Source organism: Streptomyces sp. R28 (assembly GCF_041052385.1).
Lineage (GTDB): Bacteria > Actinomycetota > Actinomycetes > Streptomycetales > Streptomycetaceae > Streptomyces.
On record NZ_CP163439.1, the window covers coordinates 5,701,676 to 5,721,267 of the forward strand.

Annotated in this window: 18 protein-coding genes; 11 read left to right on the forward strand and 7 right to left on the reverse strand. The window is 69.5% G+C overall.

The window, feature by feature from the left end:
- Nucleotides 1-2 precede the first annotated feature (2 nt).
- From AB5J49_RS25415 to AB5J49_RS25445, 7 genes are all read left to right on the forward strand, one after another.
- On the forward strand, nt 3-2,261 hold the full coding sequence (locus tag AB5J49_RS25415) for a cache and HAMP domain-containing protein (RefSeq protein ID WP_369170972.1): 2,259 nt from the start codon (nt 3-5) through the stop codon (nt 2,259-2,261).
- Nucleotides 2,262-2,267: 6 nt separating this feature from the next.
- On the forward strand, nt 2,268-3,548 hold the full coding sequence (gene pgsB, locus AB5J49_RS25420) for a poly-gamma-glutamate synthase PgsB (protein WP_369170974.1): 1,281 nt from the start codon (nt 2,268-2,270) through the stop codon (nt 3,546-3,548).
- Nucleotides 3,545-4,027 carry a poly-gamma-glutamate biosynthesis protein PgsC/CapC gene (locus AB5J49_RS25425; RefSeq protein WP_369170975.1) on the forward strand — a complete coding sequence of 161 codons (483 nt, stop codon included), beginning with the start codon at nt 3,545-3,547 and terminating at the stop codon, nt 4,025-4,027. The genes pgsB and AB5J49_RS25425 overlap by 4 nt, the downstream gene beginning before the upstream one ends.
- A 235-nt stretch (nt 4,028-4,262) precedes the next feature.
- Complete coding sequence (locus tag AB5J49_RS25430) at nt 4,263-5,219, forward strand: NlpC/P60 family protein (protein WP_369170976.1); 957 nt, start codon at nt 4,263-4,265, stop codon at nt 5,217-5,219.
- A gap of 213 nt (nt 5,220-5,432) precedes the next feature.
- Nucleotides 5,433-6,728: a cation:proton antiporter gene (locus tag AB5J49_RS25435; protein ID WP_369170977.1), complete on the forward strand. Its 1,296-nt coding sequence runs from the start codon at nt 5,433-5,435 to the stop codon at nt 6,726-6,728.
- A 202-nt stretch (nt 6,729-6,930) separates the two neighbouring features.
- On the forward strand, nt 6,931-7,152 hold the full coding sequence (locus AB5J49_RS25440; RefSeq protein ID WP_369170978.1) for a hypothetical protein: 222 nt from the start codon (nt 6,931-6,933) through the stop codon (nt 7,150-7,152).
- A gap of 394 nt (nt 7,153-7,546) precedes the next feature.
- Entirely contained in the window at nt 7,547-9,352 is a 1,806-nt protein-coding gene (locus tag AB5J49_RS25445; protein WP_369170979.1) for an ABC transporter ATP-binding protein, read from the forward strand.
- 805 nt (nt 9,353-10,157) lie between these two features.
- Here AB5J49_RS25445 and AB5J49_RS25450 read toward each other — a convergent pair.
- Together AB5J49_RS25450 and AB5J49_RS25455 are read right to left on the reverse strand one after the other, a co-directional pair.
- The gene (locus AB5J49_RS25450; protein WP_369170981.1) at nt 10,158-11,408 is read right to left on the reverse strand and encodes a DUF418 domain-containing protein; all 1,251 of its coding nucleotides are present in this window, start codon (nt 11,406-11,408) and stop codon (nt 10,158-10,160) included.
- 142 nt (nt 11,409-11,550) lie between these two features.
- Nucleotides 11,551-12,078: a hypothetical protein gene (locus AB5J49_RS25455; RefSeq protein WP_369170982.1), complete on the reverse strand. Its 528-nt coding sequence runs from the start codon at nt 12,076-12,078 to the stop codon at nt 11,551-11,553.
- A 346-nt stretch (nt 12,079-12,424) separates the two neighbouring features.
- Here AB5J49_RS25455 and AB5J49_RS25460 point away from each other — a divergent pair, with 346 nt between their 5' ends.
- The 4 genes from AB5J49_RS25460 to AB5J49_RS25475 all read left to right on the forward strand — a co-directional run bounded on the left by AB5J49_RS25460 (nt 12,425) and on the right by AB5J49_RS25475 (nt 15,412).
- Entirely contained in the window at nt 12,425-13,093 is a 669-nt protein-coding gene (locus AB5J49_RS25460; protein WP_369175255.1) for a response regulator, read from the forward strand.
- Nucleotides 13,090-14,226: a sensor histidine kinase gene (locus AB5J49_RS25465; protein ID WP_369170983.1), complete on the forward strand. Its 1,137-nt coding sequence runs from the start codon at nt 13,090-13,092 to the stop codon at nt 14,224-14,226. Before AB5J49_RS25460 ends, AB5J49_RS25465 begins: the two co-directional genes overlap by 4 nt.
- 509 nt (nt 14,227-14,735) lie before the next feature.
- Nucleotides 14,736-15,017, forward strand: coding sequence for a hypothetical protein (locus tag AB5J49_RS25470; RefSeq protein WP_369170985.1), 282 nt, complete (start codon nt 14,736-14,738; stop codon nt 15,015-15,017).
- Nucleotides 15,014-15,412 (forward strand): PIN domain-containing protein, encoded by a 399-nt coding sequence (locus tag AB5J49_RS25475; RefSeq protein ID WP_351602410.1) that lies wholly within the window; start codon nt 15,014-15,016, stop codon nt 15,410-15,412. The genes AB5J49_RS25470 and AB5J49_RS25475 overlap by 4 nt, the downstream gene beginning before the upstream one ends.
- Before the next feature lie 719 nt (nt 15,413-16,131).
- Here the strand turns inward: AB5J49_RS25475 and AB5J49_RS25480 are convergent.
- The 5 genes from AB5J49_RS25480 to AB5J49_RS25500 all read right to left on the reverse strand — a co-directional run bounded on the left by AB5J49_RS25480 (nt 16,132) and on the right by AB5J49_RS25500 (nt 19,498).
- Nucleotides 16,132-17,385 carry a DUF4365 domain-containing protein gene (locus tag AB5J49_RS25480; RefSeq protein WP_369170986.1) on the reverse strand — a complete coding sequence of 418 codons (1,254 nt, stop codon included), beginning with the start codon at nt 17,383-17,385 and terminating at the stop codon, nt 16,132-16,134.
- Between the two features lie 534 nt (nt 17,386-17,919).
- Complete coding sequence (locus AB5J49_RS25485; RefSeq protein ID WP_369170988.1) at nt 17,920-18,342, reverse strand: PIN domain nuclease; 423 nt, start codon at nt 18,340-18,342, stop codon at nt 17,920-17,922.
- Complete coding sequence (locus tag AB5J49_RS25490; RefSeq protein ID WP_020113663.1) at nt 18,339-18,554, reverse strand: type II toxin-antitoxin system VapB family antitoxin; 216 nt, start codon at nt 18,552-18,554, stop codon at nt 18,339-18,341. The genes AB5J49_RS25485 and AB5J49_RS25490 overlap by 4 nt, the downstream gene beginning before the upstream one ends.
- Nucleotides 18,555-18,674: 120 nt before the next feature.
- Nucleotides 18,675-18,845 (reverse strand): hypothetical protein, encoded by a 171-nt coding sequence (locus AB5J49_RS25495; protein WP_369170990.1) that lies wholly within the window; start codon nt 18,843-18,845, stop codon nt 18,675-18,677.
- Nucleotides 18,846-19,087: 242 nt separating this feature from the next.
- Nucleotides 19,088-19,498, reverse strand: a complete 411-nt coding sequence (locus AB5J49_RS25500; RefSeq protein ID WP_369170992.1) for a hypothetical protein — start codon at nt 19,496-19,498, stop codon at nt 19,088-19,090.
- Nucleotides 19,499-19,592: the final 94 nt, after the last annotated feature.

Genomic DNA, 19,592 nt, shown 5'->3' on the forward strand with positions numbered 1-19,592 from the left:
ACATGGCTGTGTTAGGAGGTGTACGGCCGCCACTGGCGGCCCTGCCGGTTCTGCTGGCGCTCGTCGCGGGCCTGACGGTGTTCGCGGTCGGGAGCGATGCCGAACGGGGCGTCCCCGAGGCCGTTCTCAGCTCCCAGCAGCACATCGCCGAGGACGGGGCGGTCGCGCTGCAGGGCGCCGTCGACCAGAGCGTCACCGATCTGCGGGCAGCGGCCGCGGACTTCGGTGGCTCCAAGGCCGTACCGGCGGACGCGATGCTGAACCGTCTCGACCGGTCCTCCCGAAGGTGGCGGGGTACCGCCGTCGTCGACGTGTCCACAGATCGGCTGCTCGCCTCGCACGGCGAGGCCCTACCGCTCGGGAAGGTGAACCTTCGTGGGCTGCCGGCCAACCCGCCACCGAGACTGGTGCGGGACGACTCGGGTGTCACCCGGCTGCTGGCCTTCGCGACGCTGTCGCAAGGCGGCAGGCAGGAGTTGCTCGTCGCCTCCCAGAGCCTGAAGCCGCCGGGCATCTCCGTCGGCAAGAAGCACACGCTCACCGTCGTGGACCGTGACGGGGCCACTCTCACCTCGGCCGGGCCGGGATCCGGCACCGACGGGGCGAAGGCGCTGGCCGGCACCGCCGCCCGCGAGGCGCAGAGCAAAGGGCCGTCGGAAACCGCCGCCGCCGGAGGCTTCGACGGTCCGAGCGGCAGTCTCGTCAGGGCGGCGGACGGCAACACCCGTACCGCCGTCGGATACGCCGCAGTCGCCCGAGGAACTGCCGCGAAAGAGAGTCCGAGCAGCGCACTCGGACTGACGGTCGTCACGACGGTGCGAACCGAGCATCACGGGGCCGGGACCGGTGACCTTCGCCTCGCCCTCCTCGCCGCCGCCGTACTCCTGGCCCTCGCGGCCGGGGTCACCGCCGCCCTCCACCTGGTGGTGCAGCGGCCTGTGCTGCGGTTGCGCCGCGAAGCGCACAGGCTCGGCTCGGCTGACCTCACGGCTCCCGTCCACGCGCCCCGCTTCGGGGAACCTGCCCGGGTCGGCGCCGCGCTGGAGGCACTGCGCCTTCAACTCCTCGGCAGGGGTGGGCCATCGCAGGAGACGGCCGCGCGGCCACCGGCCAAGGGGCGTGTTCTGCTCGGGACGGGCAGGGGCCGGCGTCGGCTCGGACTGCGCACCGTCCTCGTGGTGTGCGCGTTCGCTCTGCTGGCCTGGCCCGCGTCGATGCTGCTGACGATCGGCAGCACCCTGCCGCGCCCGGCCGCGGTCGTACCGCGGCTGATCTCAGACGATCAGCGGCAACGCACCGAGACGACGGCGGATCGCGTGCGCAGGGGGATCAACGACGGGTACGCGGATCTCACCCATCTCGCCACCGTTCTCGACACTTCCCGGTCGGAGGAGGCGCGCAAGGTCCTCGACAGATCCCTGGAGCAGCACGGCCGGTATCGGTCCCTGTACGTCGTCGACGGCGCCGGCAGGATCCTGGCCCGCGCCGGTGGTGAACCCCGTACCCCGAACAAGGCCCGCGTCAGGCCCGGGGTCACGCAGACGAACACCTCCGGCAGGGAACCGGTCCTCGCCGCCGTGGCCGCTCAGCCAGTCAAGGGCGTGCCGACGAAGGCCGGGCGCCACTATGTCGTGGGCGAGTTCAAGGTCCGGTACCTGACCGGCATCCTCGACCGACCCGGTCTCGGCTCGGTGTGGCTGGTGGACTCCGCGCATCGGGTCATCGCGTCCAACAAGGGGTTCGTGGCCTTCGGGCGGGTCTCCGACGGCCGGCTGCGAGCCCAGATGAAGGCCGTCCGCACGACCAAGGGCTCTACGGAGCTGCTGCTCGGCTGGAGGGATCCGGCGGTCGCCGCCGTGGCGCCGTTCACCAACAAGCCGGGAGTCGCGAGCGCACTCGGCTGGAAGGTCGCCTCGATCAGGCCGGTGTTCTGGATCGGCCTGCCTGAGTACGAGGCACAGCGGCGGATCATGCTCGTCGGTCTGCTGGGGGTGACCACGGGCGCCCTCTGCATCGGCTGGCTGTACCTCGTCGTCGTACGGCCGCTACGTGAACTCGCGCAGGGCGCCGAGGCGTTGGCAGCCGGGGACCGCAGAACGGTGCTCTACCCGCGCTACCACGACGAGGTGGGATCCGTCGCCCGCAGCCTCGAACTGATCAGACAGCGACTCCCGCGCACCGACGCACCGTCCGCGCCCGGTTCCCCGGACGGAGCGCCCACTCCCTCCGTTTCCCCCTCCGGCCCCGGTCCCAGGAGCTGACCCGCCGTGCTCTTCCTGTACTGCGTCCTCGCGACGTGCTGCGTCGGCCTGCTCGTCGCAGGCATCGTCGAACAGCGCCGCCATGACGCGAATCTCGCCGCCATACCCACCCGAGTGCTGGTCAACGGCATTCGCGGCAAGTCCTCCATCACCCGGCTGTGCGCGGGCGCCCTGCGCGGCAGCGGCCTGACCACTGTCGCCAAGACCACGGGCACCGCCGCCCGGTTCATCCACCCCGATGCCACCGAAGAGCCGGTCTACCGCAAGTTCGGCATCGCCAACGTCGTGGAGCAGATCGGCATCGTCCGGCGGGCCGCAGGCTACCGGCCCGATGTCCTGGTCATGGAGTGCATGGCCGTCATGCCCGCACTCCAGGAGATCAACCAGTCCAAGCTGATCCGCTCCACGATCGGCGTGCTCTGCAACGTCCGCGAGGACCATCTCGCCGAGATGGGCCCGACGCTGGACGACGTGGCCCGCTCCCTGTGCCGGTCCATGCCGGAGGGCGGCGTCTGCGTCACCGCGGAGAAGGAGCGCTTCCACATCCTCCAGGAGGAGGCCGACGCCCGGAACTGCGAGCTGGTCTACGCCGACCCGGAAACCGTCACCGATGAGGAACTGCGCGGCTTCAGCTGGTTCACCTTCAAGGAGAACGTCGCCATCGCACTCGCGGTCGCCGAACTGCTCGGCGTCGACCGCGCGACCGCGCTGAAGGGAATGTACGAGGCGCCGCCGGACCCCGGTGTGCTGTCCGTCGAGCGGTACCGCACCCCTGACGGAGGGCGGCTGCGATTCGCGAACGTCTTCGCCGCCAACGACCCCGAGTCGACGCTGATGAACATCAACCAGCTGCTCGAACTGGGCGCGATCCACCGTCCGTTGCACGTCGTCATCAACTGCCGTCCCGACCGTGTGGAGCGCAACGGGCAGATGGGCGCGCTCATCCCCCAGCTCGACCCGGAGACGGTGTTCCTCATCGGCCACCCCACCAAGTCGGCCGCCGACGCCCTACCCACCCACTGGACCGGGAACGTCGTCGATCTCGGCGGCGACCGCCGCGACCCCGACCGGCTCACCACCGATCTGCTGGCCCACCTGGGGCCGGACTCCTCGCTCGTCGCCATCGGAAACATCCACGGCCAGGGCGAACTCTTCCTGGAGCGGCTCGCGGCACTCGCGCCCGACCACCCCGACGCCGCCGCCGACCCCGCCGGTCCCTCCGACCCGAGCGACGCCCCCACCTCACTCGTCGCCCACCACAACTCCTCGCATGGAGAGTTCCGTTGATCCCCGCAGTAGTCACACCCCAGATCGCCGCCATCGGCATCGCCCTCGGTCTGGTCTTCTCCCTCCTGTGCTACCTGACCACGAACCTCTCACCGGGCGGCATGATCACCCCCGGCTGGCTCGCCCTCACCCTCGTCGACGATCTGCGGCGTGCCGCCATGGTCGCGGCCGTGGCCGGCCTGACCTACCTGCTGACCAAGCTGCTGCAGCGCTTCGTCATCCTCTACGGCAAGCGGCTGTTCGCCGCCGTCGTGCTCATCGGTGTCCTGCTCCAGGCCGGGCTCTCCCTGGTGCTCCAGCAGCAGTTCCCCACGCTGTTCGCCCATCAGGCCCTCGGGTTCATCGTCCCCGGTCTCATCGCCTACCAGCTCGAGAGGCAGCCGAAGACAGCGACGGTCCTCTCCACCGGCGCGGTCACTTTCGCCACCTACGTGATCTTGGTGTCCGGGCTGCTGCTGGGCGCCCTGCCCACGACATGAGCCGCCCCCTCCCCGACATACGGCGCCATCTCTCCTTCCCTCACACCGGAGTTGATCAGTGAAACGCCTCCTGCCCAGAAACCGTGGGTTCTCCCTGACCAGGAACGCGGCCCTGTTCCTGGTGACAGCCGTCCTGCTCGCGACGAGCTACGCGCTGACCCTGCAGCTCAGGCACCGCACCGACGCTCCGGAGGCATCACAGGCGGCACAGACATCACAAGGATCAAAGGCATCGATGGCATCACATGCATCGCATGGATCACAGGGTGCCGGAATCCGGACCAGGAGCGGCCCGCTGCGCTTCGAGCGGATCGGCAACCCCGCCCGCACGGTCGCCCGCGACCCGCGCGGCACCGTCATCGCCACGTTCACCGACGGCGCCCGTACAGCCGTACTGACAGGACCCAGCAGGACCTTCGCGGAGCCGCGTACGACGGATGCCAAGGTCGTCACCAAGAACTGGGTGCGGCTGCTGCCCAAGCCATGGGCCCGTGGCGCGGAGCAGAGCGCCTGGTTCAAGAACTGGCTCAGGTCCCGGCTCGACAGCCGCGACCCCGACATCCTCGCCACCGCCTTCGACTACATCGCCGGTGCCCCGGCCCGGACGACGGCAGCGGGAGTCAAATACAGCGGTGCCGCCCGCTACACGCCCAGCACCCCCAGCGACTCCGGGCGTGCTGTGCAGGGGAAGCCGAAGCCGCGCACGGGCTCGGACTTCTACGACTACCTGGGCATCCCCTGGACCTTCCCCGACGCGGTCACCCGCCGCCCCGAGAAGGACCGCGCGCGCTCCGTCGACAGCTCCGGCTATGTCCGGCTGGTGTACGGATACCGCTCTGGATTCCCGCTGAACAGCAGGGACAACGCGGCGGGCAACGGGCTGCAGCGGAGCCCCGACGCGATCGCCCGCGGGCGGCTCGGCGTACCCGTGATCCCCCTCACCGACCGCCGCCCCGCCGTCATCCAGCAGCTCCAGCCCGGCGACCTGGTGTTCTTCAAGACACGGGAACTGCCCGGCGGACGGATCGGCCACATCGGTATCTACCTCGGCCTGGACACCGCCGACCACCCGCGCTTCATCTCCAGCCGGAAGAACGCGGGCGGCCCCACCATGGGTGACAAGGGCGGCACCTCACGGCTCGACGGTGACGGCTACTACGCACACGGGCTGCGCGGGGCACGACGCCTCTGACCGCGCTCCGACCGGGTCGACGCCTTGGTTCGCTCACATCGGCCGGGCGCTGGTGCGAGCTCCGGCGGTATGCCGGAGCCAGGCGCAAGGGTCGGTGCTGTCTGCCGGCCCTCGTCCGATGTACCGTCTGCCTGTGCTCACGCCGGTCGACGCCCTTGTGGAGGTCCCGGTGGGGCGGCCGGTGGTCCGTGCCGAGTTCTGAAGCGGAATCAAATGATCTCTGTCCTGATTGTGATCACCACGGTGGTGGCCGGGTGGTCGCTGGTCGCCGGCCGGCTGGAGCAACGGCATGTGCGGGCTCCTCTGGTGCTGGTGCTCGCGGGCGTGGTCACGGGGGTGTTCACCCACAGCCATATCGCCGTCACCCTGAACTCCGAGGTCGCCCAGCATGTGGCCGAGGTCATCCTGGCCGTCCTGCTGTTCGTCGACGCCACCGAGCTGCCGGGCGGGCGACTGTTCGGCAACGACCCCGGCTCCGCCGCGCGGGCACTGCTGGTGGCCCTGCCGCTGAGCCTGATCACGATGGTCCTGCTGGGGACGTTGCTGCTGCCCGGGCTGCCGGTCGCGCTGCTGCTGCTCATCGCGTGCATCGTCGTCCCGACCGACTTCGCTCCGGCCGAGACGCTGGTCCGCGACCGGCGTATCCCGGCGAGGGTGCGCAGCGTGCTCAACGTGGAGAGCGGCTACAACGACGGCATCGTCTCGCCCCTCTTCCTGTTCGCACTGATCCTCGTCGGCACCAACTCCGTCACCCGAACGCCCGCGCAAGCCCTCGGCACGGCCGTGCCGTTCGCGCTGAAGGCCCTCGTGGCCGGCTTCGTGGTGGGGGCGCTGGTGGCGTGGCTGATCAATCTGGCCGACCGCGCGGAGTGGATGACGGAGCAGTCCCGGCGGATCGTCGTGCTGGTCACACCGCTGCTCGCCTACACCGTGACCACGGCGATGGACGGCAATGGCTTCGTGGCCTCGTTCGTGTGCGGGATCGCCTTCCGCTACGTCAGGCAGGCACCGGTCCGCCGACGGGGCGCCTCGGCTCCCCACGCCTCGGACTTCCAGCTCATCGAGGACACCAACTCGATGATGACGATGTGCATGTGGTTCTTCTTCGGCAACGCCGTGGTGCTCGCACTGGGCGAGGGCGTCGACTGGCCCGCCATCGTGCTCTGCGTCGCCGCGCTCACCGTCGTGCGCATCCTTCCGATCATGCTCGCCTTCCTCGGCTCGAAGTTCACCTGGCGAGAACGGCTCATGGTCGGCGCGCTCGGACCACGCGGCACCACCTCCATCGTGTTCGGCCTGCTCGCGTTCAACGCTCTGCCGGACGGGCAGTACGCCGACACCGCCCTGTACGCCATGACCCTGACGGTGCTCGGCAGCGTTCTGCTCCACGGCGGCGGCTCGGTGGTCATCGCCCGGTCCCTGACCGGCCCGCCCCCGTCGGCCGGCGGCGGCCCGGGCTCCCCGGGGACCGACGAGCCGGAGTCACAGGTCGCCGCCAAGCGGAGTTGACGTGCCTGGCGGTGCCGCGTGCTTCGCGGTGCTGTGATGTCTTGCGGTGCTGCGTGCCATGCGGTGCCGGCCTGCTTGCGGCGCGTCCGCCTCGCGGCCGCGACGGCTACTACCCCAGGCCGGTCATCTCCAGCCACTCGGCGGGGGTGGACCCGACAGTCGCCGGATGTGCGGAGAGCGGCCGGGCGCCCAGGCTGGAGGCATGACACAGCACGTTCGTGACAAGGAGCCCGAGACCACCCTCGGGGCGTCGGCCGACATCGACATGCCAGGCCGCGACGTCACACCTCGCGGAGGCCGGTTGCTGGAACTTCTCGGCCTGACGCTGGTGGCGGGCGCCGGTGTCCTGTTCGTCGTCCGTCCTGAGTTCTACGAGGCAGGGGCGCACATCTTTGCCACGCGGGCGGCCTCACTGGTCCACTGAGCCGTCGATCGGCCAGCTCCATCGGTGTGGGCGTCTGCGCGGTCACCGGCACCATGGGCTTGCTCAGCGAGGCGGCGAGCACATCCGCCCAGGGGTCCCTGAGGGGTTCGTAGGCGGTGCAGACGGTCCCAGCCACCTGGCGGGGGTGCACCCGACGATCGCCGGATGGTCGAAGAAGAGTCCGGGCTTCCAGGCTGGTGGCATGACACACCGCGCGCCATTTCCGCTTGGCCGTCGTAGGCCCTGAACTCCGCGATGCGGTTGTGCACACGCTCGCCATGAGGGCCGTCGAACCGGCCCGTTGATTCGACCCCCAAGGCCCCCGCGGGCCGGTGCCCGCAGCCGCTGACGCGGTGCGCGGCCGACCACGTAGGACACCTGGGAAGGGAAAAGTGTGAACACCGCATCCGCCCCGGAGGCGACGGGTGCCGAGTCCCTGCGTGCCCGCGAGACGCTCAAGGCGCTGTACGGGTATGTCCGTCCGCACCGGTGGGCCGTCGTACTCGGTCTGCTGTTGGCGCTGGCAGGGGCCGCCGGCGGACTGCTCCAGCCCCTGGCCACAAAGGCGCTGGTCGACCGGCTCTCGTCCGGTGGCACGACCGGCACCATCCTGCTGGCCATGACCGTTCTGGTCCTGCTGGGCATGGTGGCCGAGGCGTTCGGTGCCTATGTGCTGGAACGGACGGCGGAGTCGGTGGTGCTCGCCGCCCGCCGCAGCCTCATCGGACGGTTGCTGCGGCTGCGCCTCGCGGAGGTGGACCGGATGCAGCCGGGCGATCTGATGTCGCGGGTGACCTCCGACACCACGCTGTTGCGGGCGGTCAGCACCCAGGCGGTGGTCTCCGCGGCGACGGGGGCGGTGACACTGGTCGCGGCGGTCGTGGTGATGGCGTTCCTCGATGCCGTCCTGCTGGGCGTCACGCTCGGCGTGGTCGCGGTCGTCGGTGTGGGTGCCGTGCTGGTGATGCCGAAGATCGGGCAGGCCGCCGAGCGTGCGCAGGCGGCTGTCGGGGAGATGTCCACGGGTCTGGAGCGGGTCTTCGGTGCGTTCCGCACGGTGAAGGCGTCCGGCGCCGAGGAGCGGGAGACCGCTCGCGTCGAGGCGGCGGCACGCAGGGCGTGGCGCCACGGCGTGCGCAGCGCGAAGTGGGAGGCCGTGCTGGGTTCGGCCGACAACCTCGCCGTCGAGCTGGCGTTCCTCGCGGTACTCGCCGTCGGCGGGGCGCGGGTGGCGTCCGGGGACATGCCCGTGTCCACGCTGATCGCGTTCCTGCTGTACCTCTTCTACCTGATGGAGCCGGTGTACAAGCTGGTCGAGGCAGCGTCCCACTACCAGGAGGGCGCGGCCGCGATCGCCCGGATCGCGCAGGTGGACGGCCTGGCGACAGAGAAGCAGGACCGGCACCGGTCGGTGCAGCCCGCGGCGACCAAGGCGGTGCGGCCGCGTCCGGCGTCGGTTCGCTTCGAGGATGTGTCCTTCCGGTACGGGCCCCGGCTGCCGGACATCCACCGGCGGGTGGACTTCGAGGTGCCGGGTGGCGGGATGACGGCGTTCGTCGGCCCCTCGGGCGCGGGCAAGTCGACGGTCTTCGCGCTCGTCGAGCGGTTCTACGAAGCGACAGGCGGCCGCGTCCTGGTCGACGGCAAGGACGTGACGAAGTGGCCGCTGCCCGAGCTGCGGTCCGTCATCGGGTACGTCGAGCAGGACACGCCGGTGCTGGCCGGCACGCTGCGGGAGAACCTGGTCTTCGCCGCGCCCGGCGCGACCGACGACGACATACGCGAGGTCCTCGCCCTGACCAGGCTCGACGCCCTCGTCGAGCGTCTCCCGCACGGCCTGGACACCCCGGTCGGGCACCGCGGCACGAAGCTGTCCGGCGGCGAGCGTCAGCGCGTCGCGATCGCCCGCGCGCTGCTGCGCAGGCCTCGGCTGCTGCTCCTGGACGAGGCGACCTCGCAGCTCGACGCCGTCAACGAGCTGGCACTGCGGGACGTCATCGCCGAGACCGCATGCGAGACCACCGTGCTGGTGGTGGCCCACCGCCTGTCGACCGTGACGGACGCCGACCGCATCGTCGTCATGGACGCGGGCACGGTCCGCGCGGTCGGCACTCATGAGGAACTGGTAGCCAAGGACGAGCTGTACGCGCAGCTCGCGGCGACGCAGCTCCTGACCACGGCGGGACGCCCCCGCGGGTGAGACGGGCCTGACCATGGGCTCGCCGGTGCCGCCGGCCGTACCGGGTGGCGGGATGGCGGCGTCGGACATCTGCCGGATACGCCGTGCTGTACCGCCACGGCCGGTTCCTCGACGTTCTGCTCGCCGACAGCCCCGCGACCCGGACGAGCCCGTCGAGCACATCGCCGGCCTCAGAGCCTGTGTCATATCCCCGGCCGGGCGCGCGGCTCTGGCACGCACTCCCCCAGAGGGGGGACCCCCAGCCGCGTTGCCGAAACGCCCACGTGGCTCCGCCACGAGGGCGCTCCGGCGCCTTGCGATCGCACGCTCCCCCACCCTCGAACCGCGCTTCGCACGGCTCGGGCGGGAGGTACCCCCACGACGCCGCGCGCTGATCCGACCGGAGATATGACACAGGCTCTCAGGGTGGAGTACACCCTCGGGCGAAGGGGACACCGAGTCGCTCTTCGCCTGCCTGTCCCGGCTGCCTCCCCACGTGGATCACACCGTCTTCTCCGTCAGCTCCCTCGACGGCAGCACCTTGGAGACTGCCTGCGGCGCCGAGTGGTGCGGGGATCGTGCGCGCGGTGCACCGTGCGCCAGGCGCGGGCCGACGCACACGTACGCCACGTCGTGATCAACGCTCCCTGCGCGCCTGCCAGTACTGACGATCGCCCCGGGCCGCAGCGGCACCCTGCCCACGCATGTCCCCGACATCAGTCGGCCAAGAACAACAGCCGAAGCCCGCAAGGGCGATCCCCCTGCGGGCTTCGGCAGACCGTTCAGGCCGGGATGGGGCAGGAAGCCGAGCCACCCCGGCCGGACCTCACCGGACGTACTTGGCGGGCTTGGTGGCGGTGTTGAGCAGGTGCTCCAGAGGGCCGCGGCGGAAGAAGCGGGACCAGACGGTGGCGAACACGATCGCCCCGAGGACGTACATGAGCAGCGGCACCCAGGACTGCTGGGTCCCTGTCCCGGCGGGCGTGGACAGCACGGACTGCGCGACGAAGTGGCCGACGTAGGCGGTCAGGGACATGGTGCCCACGGCGATGACCGGTTTCGCCAGGCGGCGCAGCCGCGGCAGGCGGTCCATCAGCACCGTCGCGCCCACGATCACGAGGATCGCGACGCCCACGCTGCCGATGATGTCGAACGTGGTGCCGCTGTGCGGCCCGGCGGACAACAGATCCGAGAACGACAGCTGGGGCTTCATGGACCCACTGCCCATGGACGCCGACCCGGAGCCACTGGACGACGCCCCGTCCTCCGCCGTGCTCCTCAACGCGTTCTTGCCCGCCAGCAGCAGGGACAAGCCGTAAGCCCCCACGACGAGGCCGGCGCCGATCGCCGCCAGGCGCCGCTGGACGGCGGCCGCCGACAGGTCCATGCGACCCAGCGCCATGCCGGCGATCACGAACGGCATCCAGGTGAGCGCCGGGTAGAAACCGGTGAGCAGCAGATCGAGCACTCCCACCTCGCTGAGGTGGCGGAGCGGGTCGTAGGCGTTGATGCTCTGCTGGACGGATTCGCTCAGCCCCGTGGTCAGGACGAACGCCAGCTGCGGCATGACGAGCGCGAGCCCCGCCGCGATCATCGCGAGGGTCCCCGCGCTCAGTCGCACCAGGGGCAGGGCGAGGAGGAAGTAGACGCCGTAGAAGCCGAGGATGATCACGCCCCCGTACTCCATCGCCATCACGGTGCCCAGCGCCAGGAGGATCACGGCGCGGATCGCGATCCGGGCCTTCGCCTGCCGGCCCGCCAGGCCGGTCTTCGGCTCGAAGCGGCCCGCGATCAGCATCAGCGAGAACCCTGCGAGGGTGGCGAACAGGACCGACGAGTGGCCGTCCGCGACGTACCGGACCCAGCTGCCGACGCCGTGTGTGGCCGACAGCGGCGGGCCGATGTGCACGACGTACATGCCGAACACCGCCAGCGCGCGGGCCAGGTCCACCCCGACCAGGCGTCCCATCGAGGGACCGCCGGGGGGCTGCCCGGCGGAGTCGGGCGAGGTTCGGGACCGTGGAGGCGCGCTCTCCTGCGGAGCCGGTGTCTCCTGGGGCGGCTGTATCTGTGTCATACGGAAAATCCTTCGGTGCCGTCAGGAGGCGGACCATCCGGCAGGCTTCGGTAGCACCCCCGCCGACCGGCCGGGTCTGCCCCGCCGACCGGCGGAACAGCGCCGCGTCGGCCGTTCGGCGGGCCCCGGACGGCCAACTGCCCTACTTGATGAGGGCGTTGGCCACCACGACCGCCAGCCCGAGCAACGCGTCCACTGTGCCGATCTTCAAGGCGGAGCCCCACGTGCGACCTGCGGCGCGGGCCGCGAGCAGGCCCCAGGCGAACAGCAGCACCACGTTCACGGCGAAGGCCACGTACTCGATGCCCGCCGAGGGCCACCACCCCCAGGCCGCGCCGAGCAGCAGGACCAGTGTCGGCACCGTCGCCACCACCAAGGGCCACTCGGACAGCAACAGCCGCACCCCGGCGCGCACACCGTGATGGGTCCGGTCGCCGCGCAAGGCGATCAGATGTGCGTAACCGTGCGCCAAGGCCGATGCGACGGCCGTGACCAGGAGCCACTGGGCGCTGCTGAACCGGTCGGCGGGCGCCGTCTCACCCTGCTCCGTCAGGGCGGCCACCATGGAGCTGGCCAGTACCGCCCCGTACACGCCCCCGAACAGCACATGGGGCCGCGCCGCACAGCGGCGCAGAGCACGGACAGGCTGACGAAGGTACAACTCGGGCATCGCTGGGTGATCCTCGAACGGTGTGGAAATCGACGGCGGCCGGCAGACTCGGTCGGGCCCGCGGAGCGATCCCACCGGACGAGAGCCGCCGACACCATCCGCCGGACCTCGCCCACCCGCCCGCCGACGGGCCGGAGCGCTCCCCCCGAGCGGCTGGAACCGGCCTGCCGGGTGGCGGGTGTCCCCAGCGGCCGCACCGTCGCGCGCCGTGCCGGACGTACCGTCGACAGCGAGCGATCACCGTGCGGGAAGGTGGACGCCCCGATGCGGGGTGTACTGGTCGCCGAGAAGCTGGACAGAGCAGACGAGTGTGACGAGTGTGAGGCGGACGCCGGTGATCCGGGTAGTGGTGGTGGACGACGAGGCGCTGGTGCGGTCCGGGTTCGAGCTGATCCTGAACGCGTCCGACGGCATCCAGGTCGTGGCGACCGCGGAAGGAGCGCAGGCCGCCGACGCGATCCGGCGCGAGCATCCGGACGTCGTGCTCCTCGACATCCGCATGCCGGACGTGGACGGCCTGACCGTCCTGAGGGAGATCCAGACGCTGCCCGAGCCGCCGACGGTGGCCATGCTGACCACCTTCGACACCGACGAGTACATCCTGACCGCGCTGCGCTCGGGAGCCGCGGGCTTCCTGCTCAAGGACACCGAGCCCGAACAGCTCGGCCAACTCGTACGCACCCTGGCCGCGGGCGGGGTGGTGATGTCCCCGAAAGCCTCGCGGGCTCTGCTGCGCGGCCATCCTGGGGCGAACGCGCCCCAGGACGCGGACGTTGCGCGCGTGAACCTGCTCACCGACCGCGAACGTGACGTCCTCGTCCTGATCGCGGAAGGACTGTCCAACGCCGACATCGGCACCCGCATCCATCTGAGCGCGGGCACCGTCAAGGACCACGTCAGCTCGATCCTGACCAAGCTCCGGGTCTCCAGCCGCGTCCAGGCGGCGCTCCTCGCGGAGCGGGCCGGACTGCTCAGCGACGACGGCAGCAACACGGCACGGGGCAACGGGCGATGAGCACGGCTCAGGCACTGTGGCGGCGGGTGCCGCCCTGGGTCGTCGACGCGGGCCTCGTCGTGCTCGCCGCGCTCGACGCCTGGATCAACCTGTACGGCGAGGCGACACCGTTCATGTGGGCCTGCGCGGCCCTCGGCTGCGCCGCACTGTTCCTGCGCAGGCGCCTTCCGCTGACCGTCTTCCTGCTGACACTGCCCATGACCCTGTTCATGGACGTGGCGGTCGCGCCGATCGCCGCTCTGTACACACTGGCCACGCGCACCCGCAACCGCCCGCTGCTGGCCGGCTGCGCCCTGCTGAACGCGGCGGTGGGCACCCTCGCCTGGCCCCTGTCCGACACGTTTTCCGACGACACGTTTCCCGGTGACCGGACCTGGACGCTCATCCAGTTCGTCTACACGCTGGCCACCGCCTTCGCCCCGATCCTGTTCGGCCAGCTCGTGCAGGCCAGACACGACGTGGCCCGCCAGCTCGTCGAGGTCCAAGTGGCCCGCGAACACGAAAGCGCCCTGTACGCCCAGACCGTCCTCGCCCGCGAACGCGCCCAACTGGCACGCGAGATGCACGACGTCGTCTCCCACCAGGTCAGCCTCATCGCCGTACAGGCCGGAGCCCTGCAGGTCGCCGCCAAGGACCCCGACGCCCGTGACGCCGCCCGCACCATCCGCACCCTGAGCGTGAACACCCTCGACGAACTCCGCCACATGGTCACCCTGCTGCGCGCCTCCAGCGGCAAGGAAACCGAACTCACCCCCCAGCCCACCCTCGCCGACCTCCAGCAGCTGATCGCCAACAGCGGCATCGAGACCACCCTGACCGGGGAGCTCCCGCCCAGCATCAGCACAACCGCCCAACGCACCGTCTACCGCACGGTCCAAGAAGCCCTCACGAACGTCCGCAAGCACGCCCCCGGCGCCCGCGCCGAGGTGCGCCTGTGGCATGACGCGCAGCACTTCGGCGTCACCGTCACCAACACCGCCGCCACCCGCCCGTCCGTCGCCCTGCCCAGCGCCCGGCACGGCCTGATCGGCCTGAGAGAACGCGCCGAACTGCTCGACGGCACCCTCACCGCCGAACCCACCCCACAGGGCGGATACAGGATCGAACTACGGGCCTCCACCCGGCCCGCCTGAGCACAACCCGCCCGACGCGGATCGGCGTGAATACCCCTGAGGTGGCCATTTCACCTCGACTTAGGGCACCCAGAGGGCATGGAGCCCTCAGAATGGCCCAGACGCGACAAACCCCAGGCCGCTGACCTGGGGTTCGCATGGAGCGGGTGACGAGAATCGAACTCGCGCTCTCAGCTTGGGAAGCGATGGCGCTTGCACCGGCTCCATGGCTCTGACCAGCGCGGATACCTGGATCTTGGGTGGTCGTGCGCGTCGGATTGCACCGCTGTTGACCGTGGGTTTCCGCTCTTACGGGCACACGGAGGGCACGGGATCCCGGAAAGTGGGCGGCTGTTGCCGCTGAGAGGACAACAGCGCGTGGTCCGCTCGGTCCGGCGATCAGCTGTTGAAGCCGCGTTGCGGCTGCACAGCACCCACGAGCCTGAGGTGTCGGGTTCCTCCGTCATTCGGTTGGAGCTTTGTGATTCACCTTCCGCCCACTATGCCATTTTCAATGGCATACTCGGGGTGTGGCTGATGAAGACGTTGACTTCCTGCCCGGCGACGGCCCAACCAGCGGTATCTCCGTCACACTGTCCGCCGGAACCCTGCAGGCCATCCGTGAGCGGGTCGGCAAGCGGGGCGTATCGGCGTACCTGGAGAAGGCGGCCCAGCGGCAGATCGAGCGGGACAACCTGGACGAGCTGATCGCGGACTTCGACGAGGTGCACGGCCCGGCCGACCCCGAGGCCGTGGCAGTCAAACGTGCCCGACTGACCGGCGGCGCCTCAAATGCCGGGGCGGCCGCGTGAGCGGTGCCCTGGTTCTGGACAGCGAGGGCCTGGCAAAGGCCGTACAGCGTGATCGGGAAATCCACGAGTGGCTGACGGCGGCTCGCGACGCGGACCTGCCGGTGATCACCTCAGCAGCCGTGCTGGTTGAGGTGATCCACCCGAAGATCAACGATGCCGCACTGAAGTGGACGCTGTCCCGCCTGAGCGTCGAGCCGGTGACCCAAGCCGTCGCGCAATCCGCTGCCGCGTTGCTGCGTACAGCGGGGTTGCACGGCCACAAGTACGCCATCGACGCCATGCTGTGTGCGACCGCCCTGCAGCATCCCGGCCGGGTGACGATCCTGACGTCCGATGTAGAAGACATCGCTCTGCTCACTGCCGGACATCCACGCGTGAGTTCGGAGAAGGTCTGAGCCGAGGCGCTTTGCAGAGATGGTGCTCGCAGTGCGGGGATCGTCCTGAAATTGATCGTGCTGGTTGTTCCTGCCTGTCCTCATACCCCGCTTCAGGGCGAGCGCTTGGAAAAGGCCCTCGTGACGCGCCCCACGTCACCAGTGAGACCAAGCGGCGATCATATGGACGTCGACTGCGGCACATTCGCCGCCGGGGCATCGAGACAAGAGCCTGGCCCGCGCCGTGAAATTGCTCGGTTGATATCAACGGCCAGTTCGTCTGGGGCGGATCACCCAGTCCCTCGCCGGTGGCTGCGCCCTCATCAACAGGTACGAAGCCACCACAGCCCTGCAAAGGGCCCTGATGGAGTCGGTCATGGACGCCCGCCGCCTCGGGCATGACATGGTGGCGGACAGGGACATCGGGCACGCTCTCTTGAAGTTGAGCCCAGTTTCGCGCGGCACTCGGGGCCCCTGACACCTGTGTACGCCCGCGAACCCGGCAGAACTCGCCTCCCCACCAGCAGGGTCAGACTCGCGGACTACCTGGGCCAGCACGGCAGGAAGGCACGGCGTACCAAAGCCCCACCGGCCGGGCTGTGGGATGCCCTGACGGACCATGCTGCGCGGGGAGTCCCTGACTGCCCTGGCGGAATCGGCCAGGGACCGGTGACATCTGAGGATCGCTGTGCAGCTGCTCGTGGCCGCGACCGAGGCGCGGGTGTCACTCAGCGGGTTGGTCACGTCCGGGCGGACGGAGCCTGATCATTCTCGGATGCCGTGGGCTCGGGTATGCGCCAGACGATGCGGACCTGCTTGCCGAGGGGGAGCGAGGGGCCGCCGATGTAGACGCGGTGTATGAGGTAGAGGACGGCCAGCTGGAAGGCCCCCGGCTCCATGTCGTCCACTGTCGACACTGTCGCCCGGCTCAACCTGTTCACCTGACGGACGACACGGGGCTCGGTTTCGAGAGGCCCGAGCTCGGCGACGATCTCCGGTCCGAGTTCGCCGTCCTCGCGCATGGCCAGGATCGATCGCCGCATCAGGTCGGGCTCGGCGTCGATCCGGTCGAGGATACGGGCGAGGAGGTAGTCGTGGAGCAGGTCGGCCTCGATCCGGCCGTGCTCTACAGGCTCCTCGTCCGTGCAGTCAGGGCACCCCGCGCACTCGACGGGGCCAATGGCGTCGTCCCCCGGCCCCTCGTCGGCCTCCCGGGTGGACATGAAGCACGAGGTCGCCCACATGATCTCGGACGGGCTGAGCTCCAGGTCCTCGGCGGTCCACAGATCGGGGTCCGGGGATTCACCGCCTCTTATCTCCTCGGGTATGTCGATCCGGTTGCGCATCAGGGACTCCAGGGTGACGAGAACCGGTTCCCAGTCCTGGGCGCTGAGCAGCAGCGTCGCCACACGGTCCCCCGGGCGCTTCCAGAAGATGAGGTCCTCGTCGTAGCCGTTGACGAAGTGCAGAACGTGGTCCGCCGGGTCGAATTCGACGCCGGACATCTCGCCGAGGTGGGTGAGGACGGCCTGCCGATCTCGATAACGCCCGACGTAGCGGCGGGCTTGGGCGACGAAGGACTCCATGGTGGTGTCGTCCAGCACCGCGTTGGGGCTGACCCCGATGAAGCGCGGCGGACTCAGCGGACCGGACCGACGGAGCTGTTGGGTTCCGTTCGCCCAGTGCAGTTGTCTGGTGTCAGGGTCGTACACCACGCAGTAGACGGGGATGTTCCCGTTCGCCCAGGTGTCGCCGTGCTGGTCGACACGCACCGCGTAGCCGTTGCCTCGGCGCCGGCTGCTCCCACCCTTGACCTGAACCTTGATCGTGTCGCTCGTGAGATGCCCGTTGTGGGTGAAGGTGACGTAGAGGTCCTCGCCGAAATCGTTCTGCCCGGAAATTTCCTGAACGATGTGGTCGTGCTCTTCGAACAGGGAGCGCAGCGCGTTCACGGCGGCCTGCCCCACGCGCCGCCCTTTCGAGATCTTCGGCATATCGTCCTCCCCCGGAGCTCCCTCGCCGGACCCCGGCAGATCCGGGACGGCACCGTCCTTCGACATCCTGCCGCACGCCTCTGACACCCGGCCTGGGGAACGGCCGGGGGGTTCACATGCCCAGCCTGGGAAGCCTCTCGCCGGGACACGGCCTTCCGGTGAACCGTCTGACACGCAATGATCACCAGGGACAGCAAAAAGGCCCGGGTCTCCGACCTGGGCCTTCTCCATGGAGCGGGTGACGAGAATCGAACTCGCGCTCTCAGCTTGGGAAGCGACGGCGCTTGGAAGGTCATGTAATCGTTGACCTGCGCTTATGTGGCGTAGCGGCCGCCTCGCGAGAACTGGTTCGCACCGCTGTTGACCGTGGTTGTCCGCTCTTATGGGCACGCTGTGGGCACGGCTTTGAAGCGCGGCAGGCCGAGTGCAAAAGTGAACGGGCTCCGTTCTCGGCTCGATGGGCTCGCATGTCCAGCCCGGGGAGCGCTTCGCGAGTGCGGAGCCATCCGGCGAAGCGTCCCGCCAGCACCTGGCTCACTTGCCGGCTTCAGGGCCGTACCACTGGAGTGCCTGGCCGGTGACGGCGGCGATGCACTCGAAGTCCCGGTCACGGTGCAGCAGCGTCAGTCCCTGCAACTCGGCTGTGGCGGCCACCACCAAATCGACCGCCCCGGCGCTGCGGTGTTGTCCGCGCTGGGTGAGAAGCTCCTGGACTCGGCAGGCGCGGTCGTAGGCACGGTCGTCGACCGGCACCCAGCCGAAGAGCAGGCGCATGTCCTCGGTACCTTGTGCGCGGTCGGCGGGGGAACGCGCGCTGTAGAAGAACTCCAGCTCGGTGATGGGACAGGTGGCGATGAGCCCGGCGGCTGCCGCCTGGTCCCATCCGAACTGCTCGGCGTCGCCGCGAAGCAGTCGGGCGAGCGCACTGGTGTCGATCAGGTATTGCGCGGCGTTCACCGGCGGTAGTTCCCCTTGTCCTCGAAGAGATCGAGGTCGAAGGCGCCCTCTTCCGCCGACGCCCGCAGGCGGGTGAGTGCCAGGGCCCGTCGCCGGTTCTCCAGCACCTCGCGCAGCGCGGTGTTCACCGTCTCCTTCTTGGTGCTGGTACCGAGGGCCTTGGCCACGTCGGCGACCAGCTGATCATCCAGGTCGATCACTGTTCGGCTCATGAGTGCACCTCCATCGATATCAATGACGCCATCGATTATATATCGACTGGGCGGCAAGGGGTGGGTCGGGTAATCGACGCCTGACGGTCGGCAATCCGTTTCAGCAACAGGATCAGCAGATCAGCCGCGATCGTCGCCTCGGCTGCTGTGTGCGGCACGCACTACGGGCAGGCTGACGGTGATCGCCTGCGCGAAGTCGGCGAGGCGGGTGGTCAAGCTGCTCAGCTGTTCCGAGAGGCGGTCGTACTCGGCCATTTCGGCGGGGGTCCAAGGGCCGTGGACGTCCTCCATCTCGGATATGCGCTGTCCCGCTGAAGCCGCTCGGATCACTGCCCCGGCAGTGGTTCGCAGGCGCTCCGCGGCATGGTTCGGCGTATGGGCGAGGAGGAGGTCGAACTCATGTGGTTCGGGGAGAGCTGGGATGCGGTGCTCGATCCAGAAATTGCCCCAGAGACGTCGTCGTCTGGCCTCCGGCTCGTCGTCGGGGAGGACCGAGGTCTCGACCGTCGCGTCAGGTACGCCCAGAAACGCGCTCAGCTCCGTGAGCTGACGTTGCGCTCGTCCACTGCGGGCAAGAGAGCCAGTTCTTCCTTGGTCATCAGAGTGCCCGGCGCGGCCCCTCCCACGCGTGCGCGCGTGATGGGCGTGCCGAGGACCGAGGATTTCCATGCCGCCATCGCCACATCGGTCCACCAGCTGACGAACTCGCGTGCGGCATCCCGGTACTTCTTCGCTGAGTCGGTGGCGAGCTGGAGACGCATCGACAGCAGTACACACTCCGGGCGATAAGGCAGGCCCGGTTGCCCTGCGCGGTCCCGGATCTCGGCTTCGCTGAGGTCGTCGCATTCCTCCATGCGCTCTTGCGCAGCTTCGCATTCCCGGAGGAGGTCGGTCGCGGCGCGGGCCATGGCGGACAGCGTCTCGTCGATCTCGTCCGCTGTCATCCCGTCCGCGGCCTCGTATACCGCGGACCCTGCTCCTGACGATGATGGTTGGCCGTCCAAACCGAAACTCCCAAGGCGAGGAAAACCGGCTACG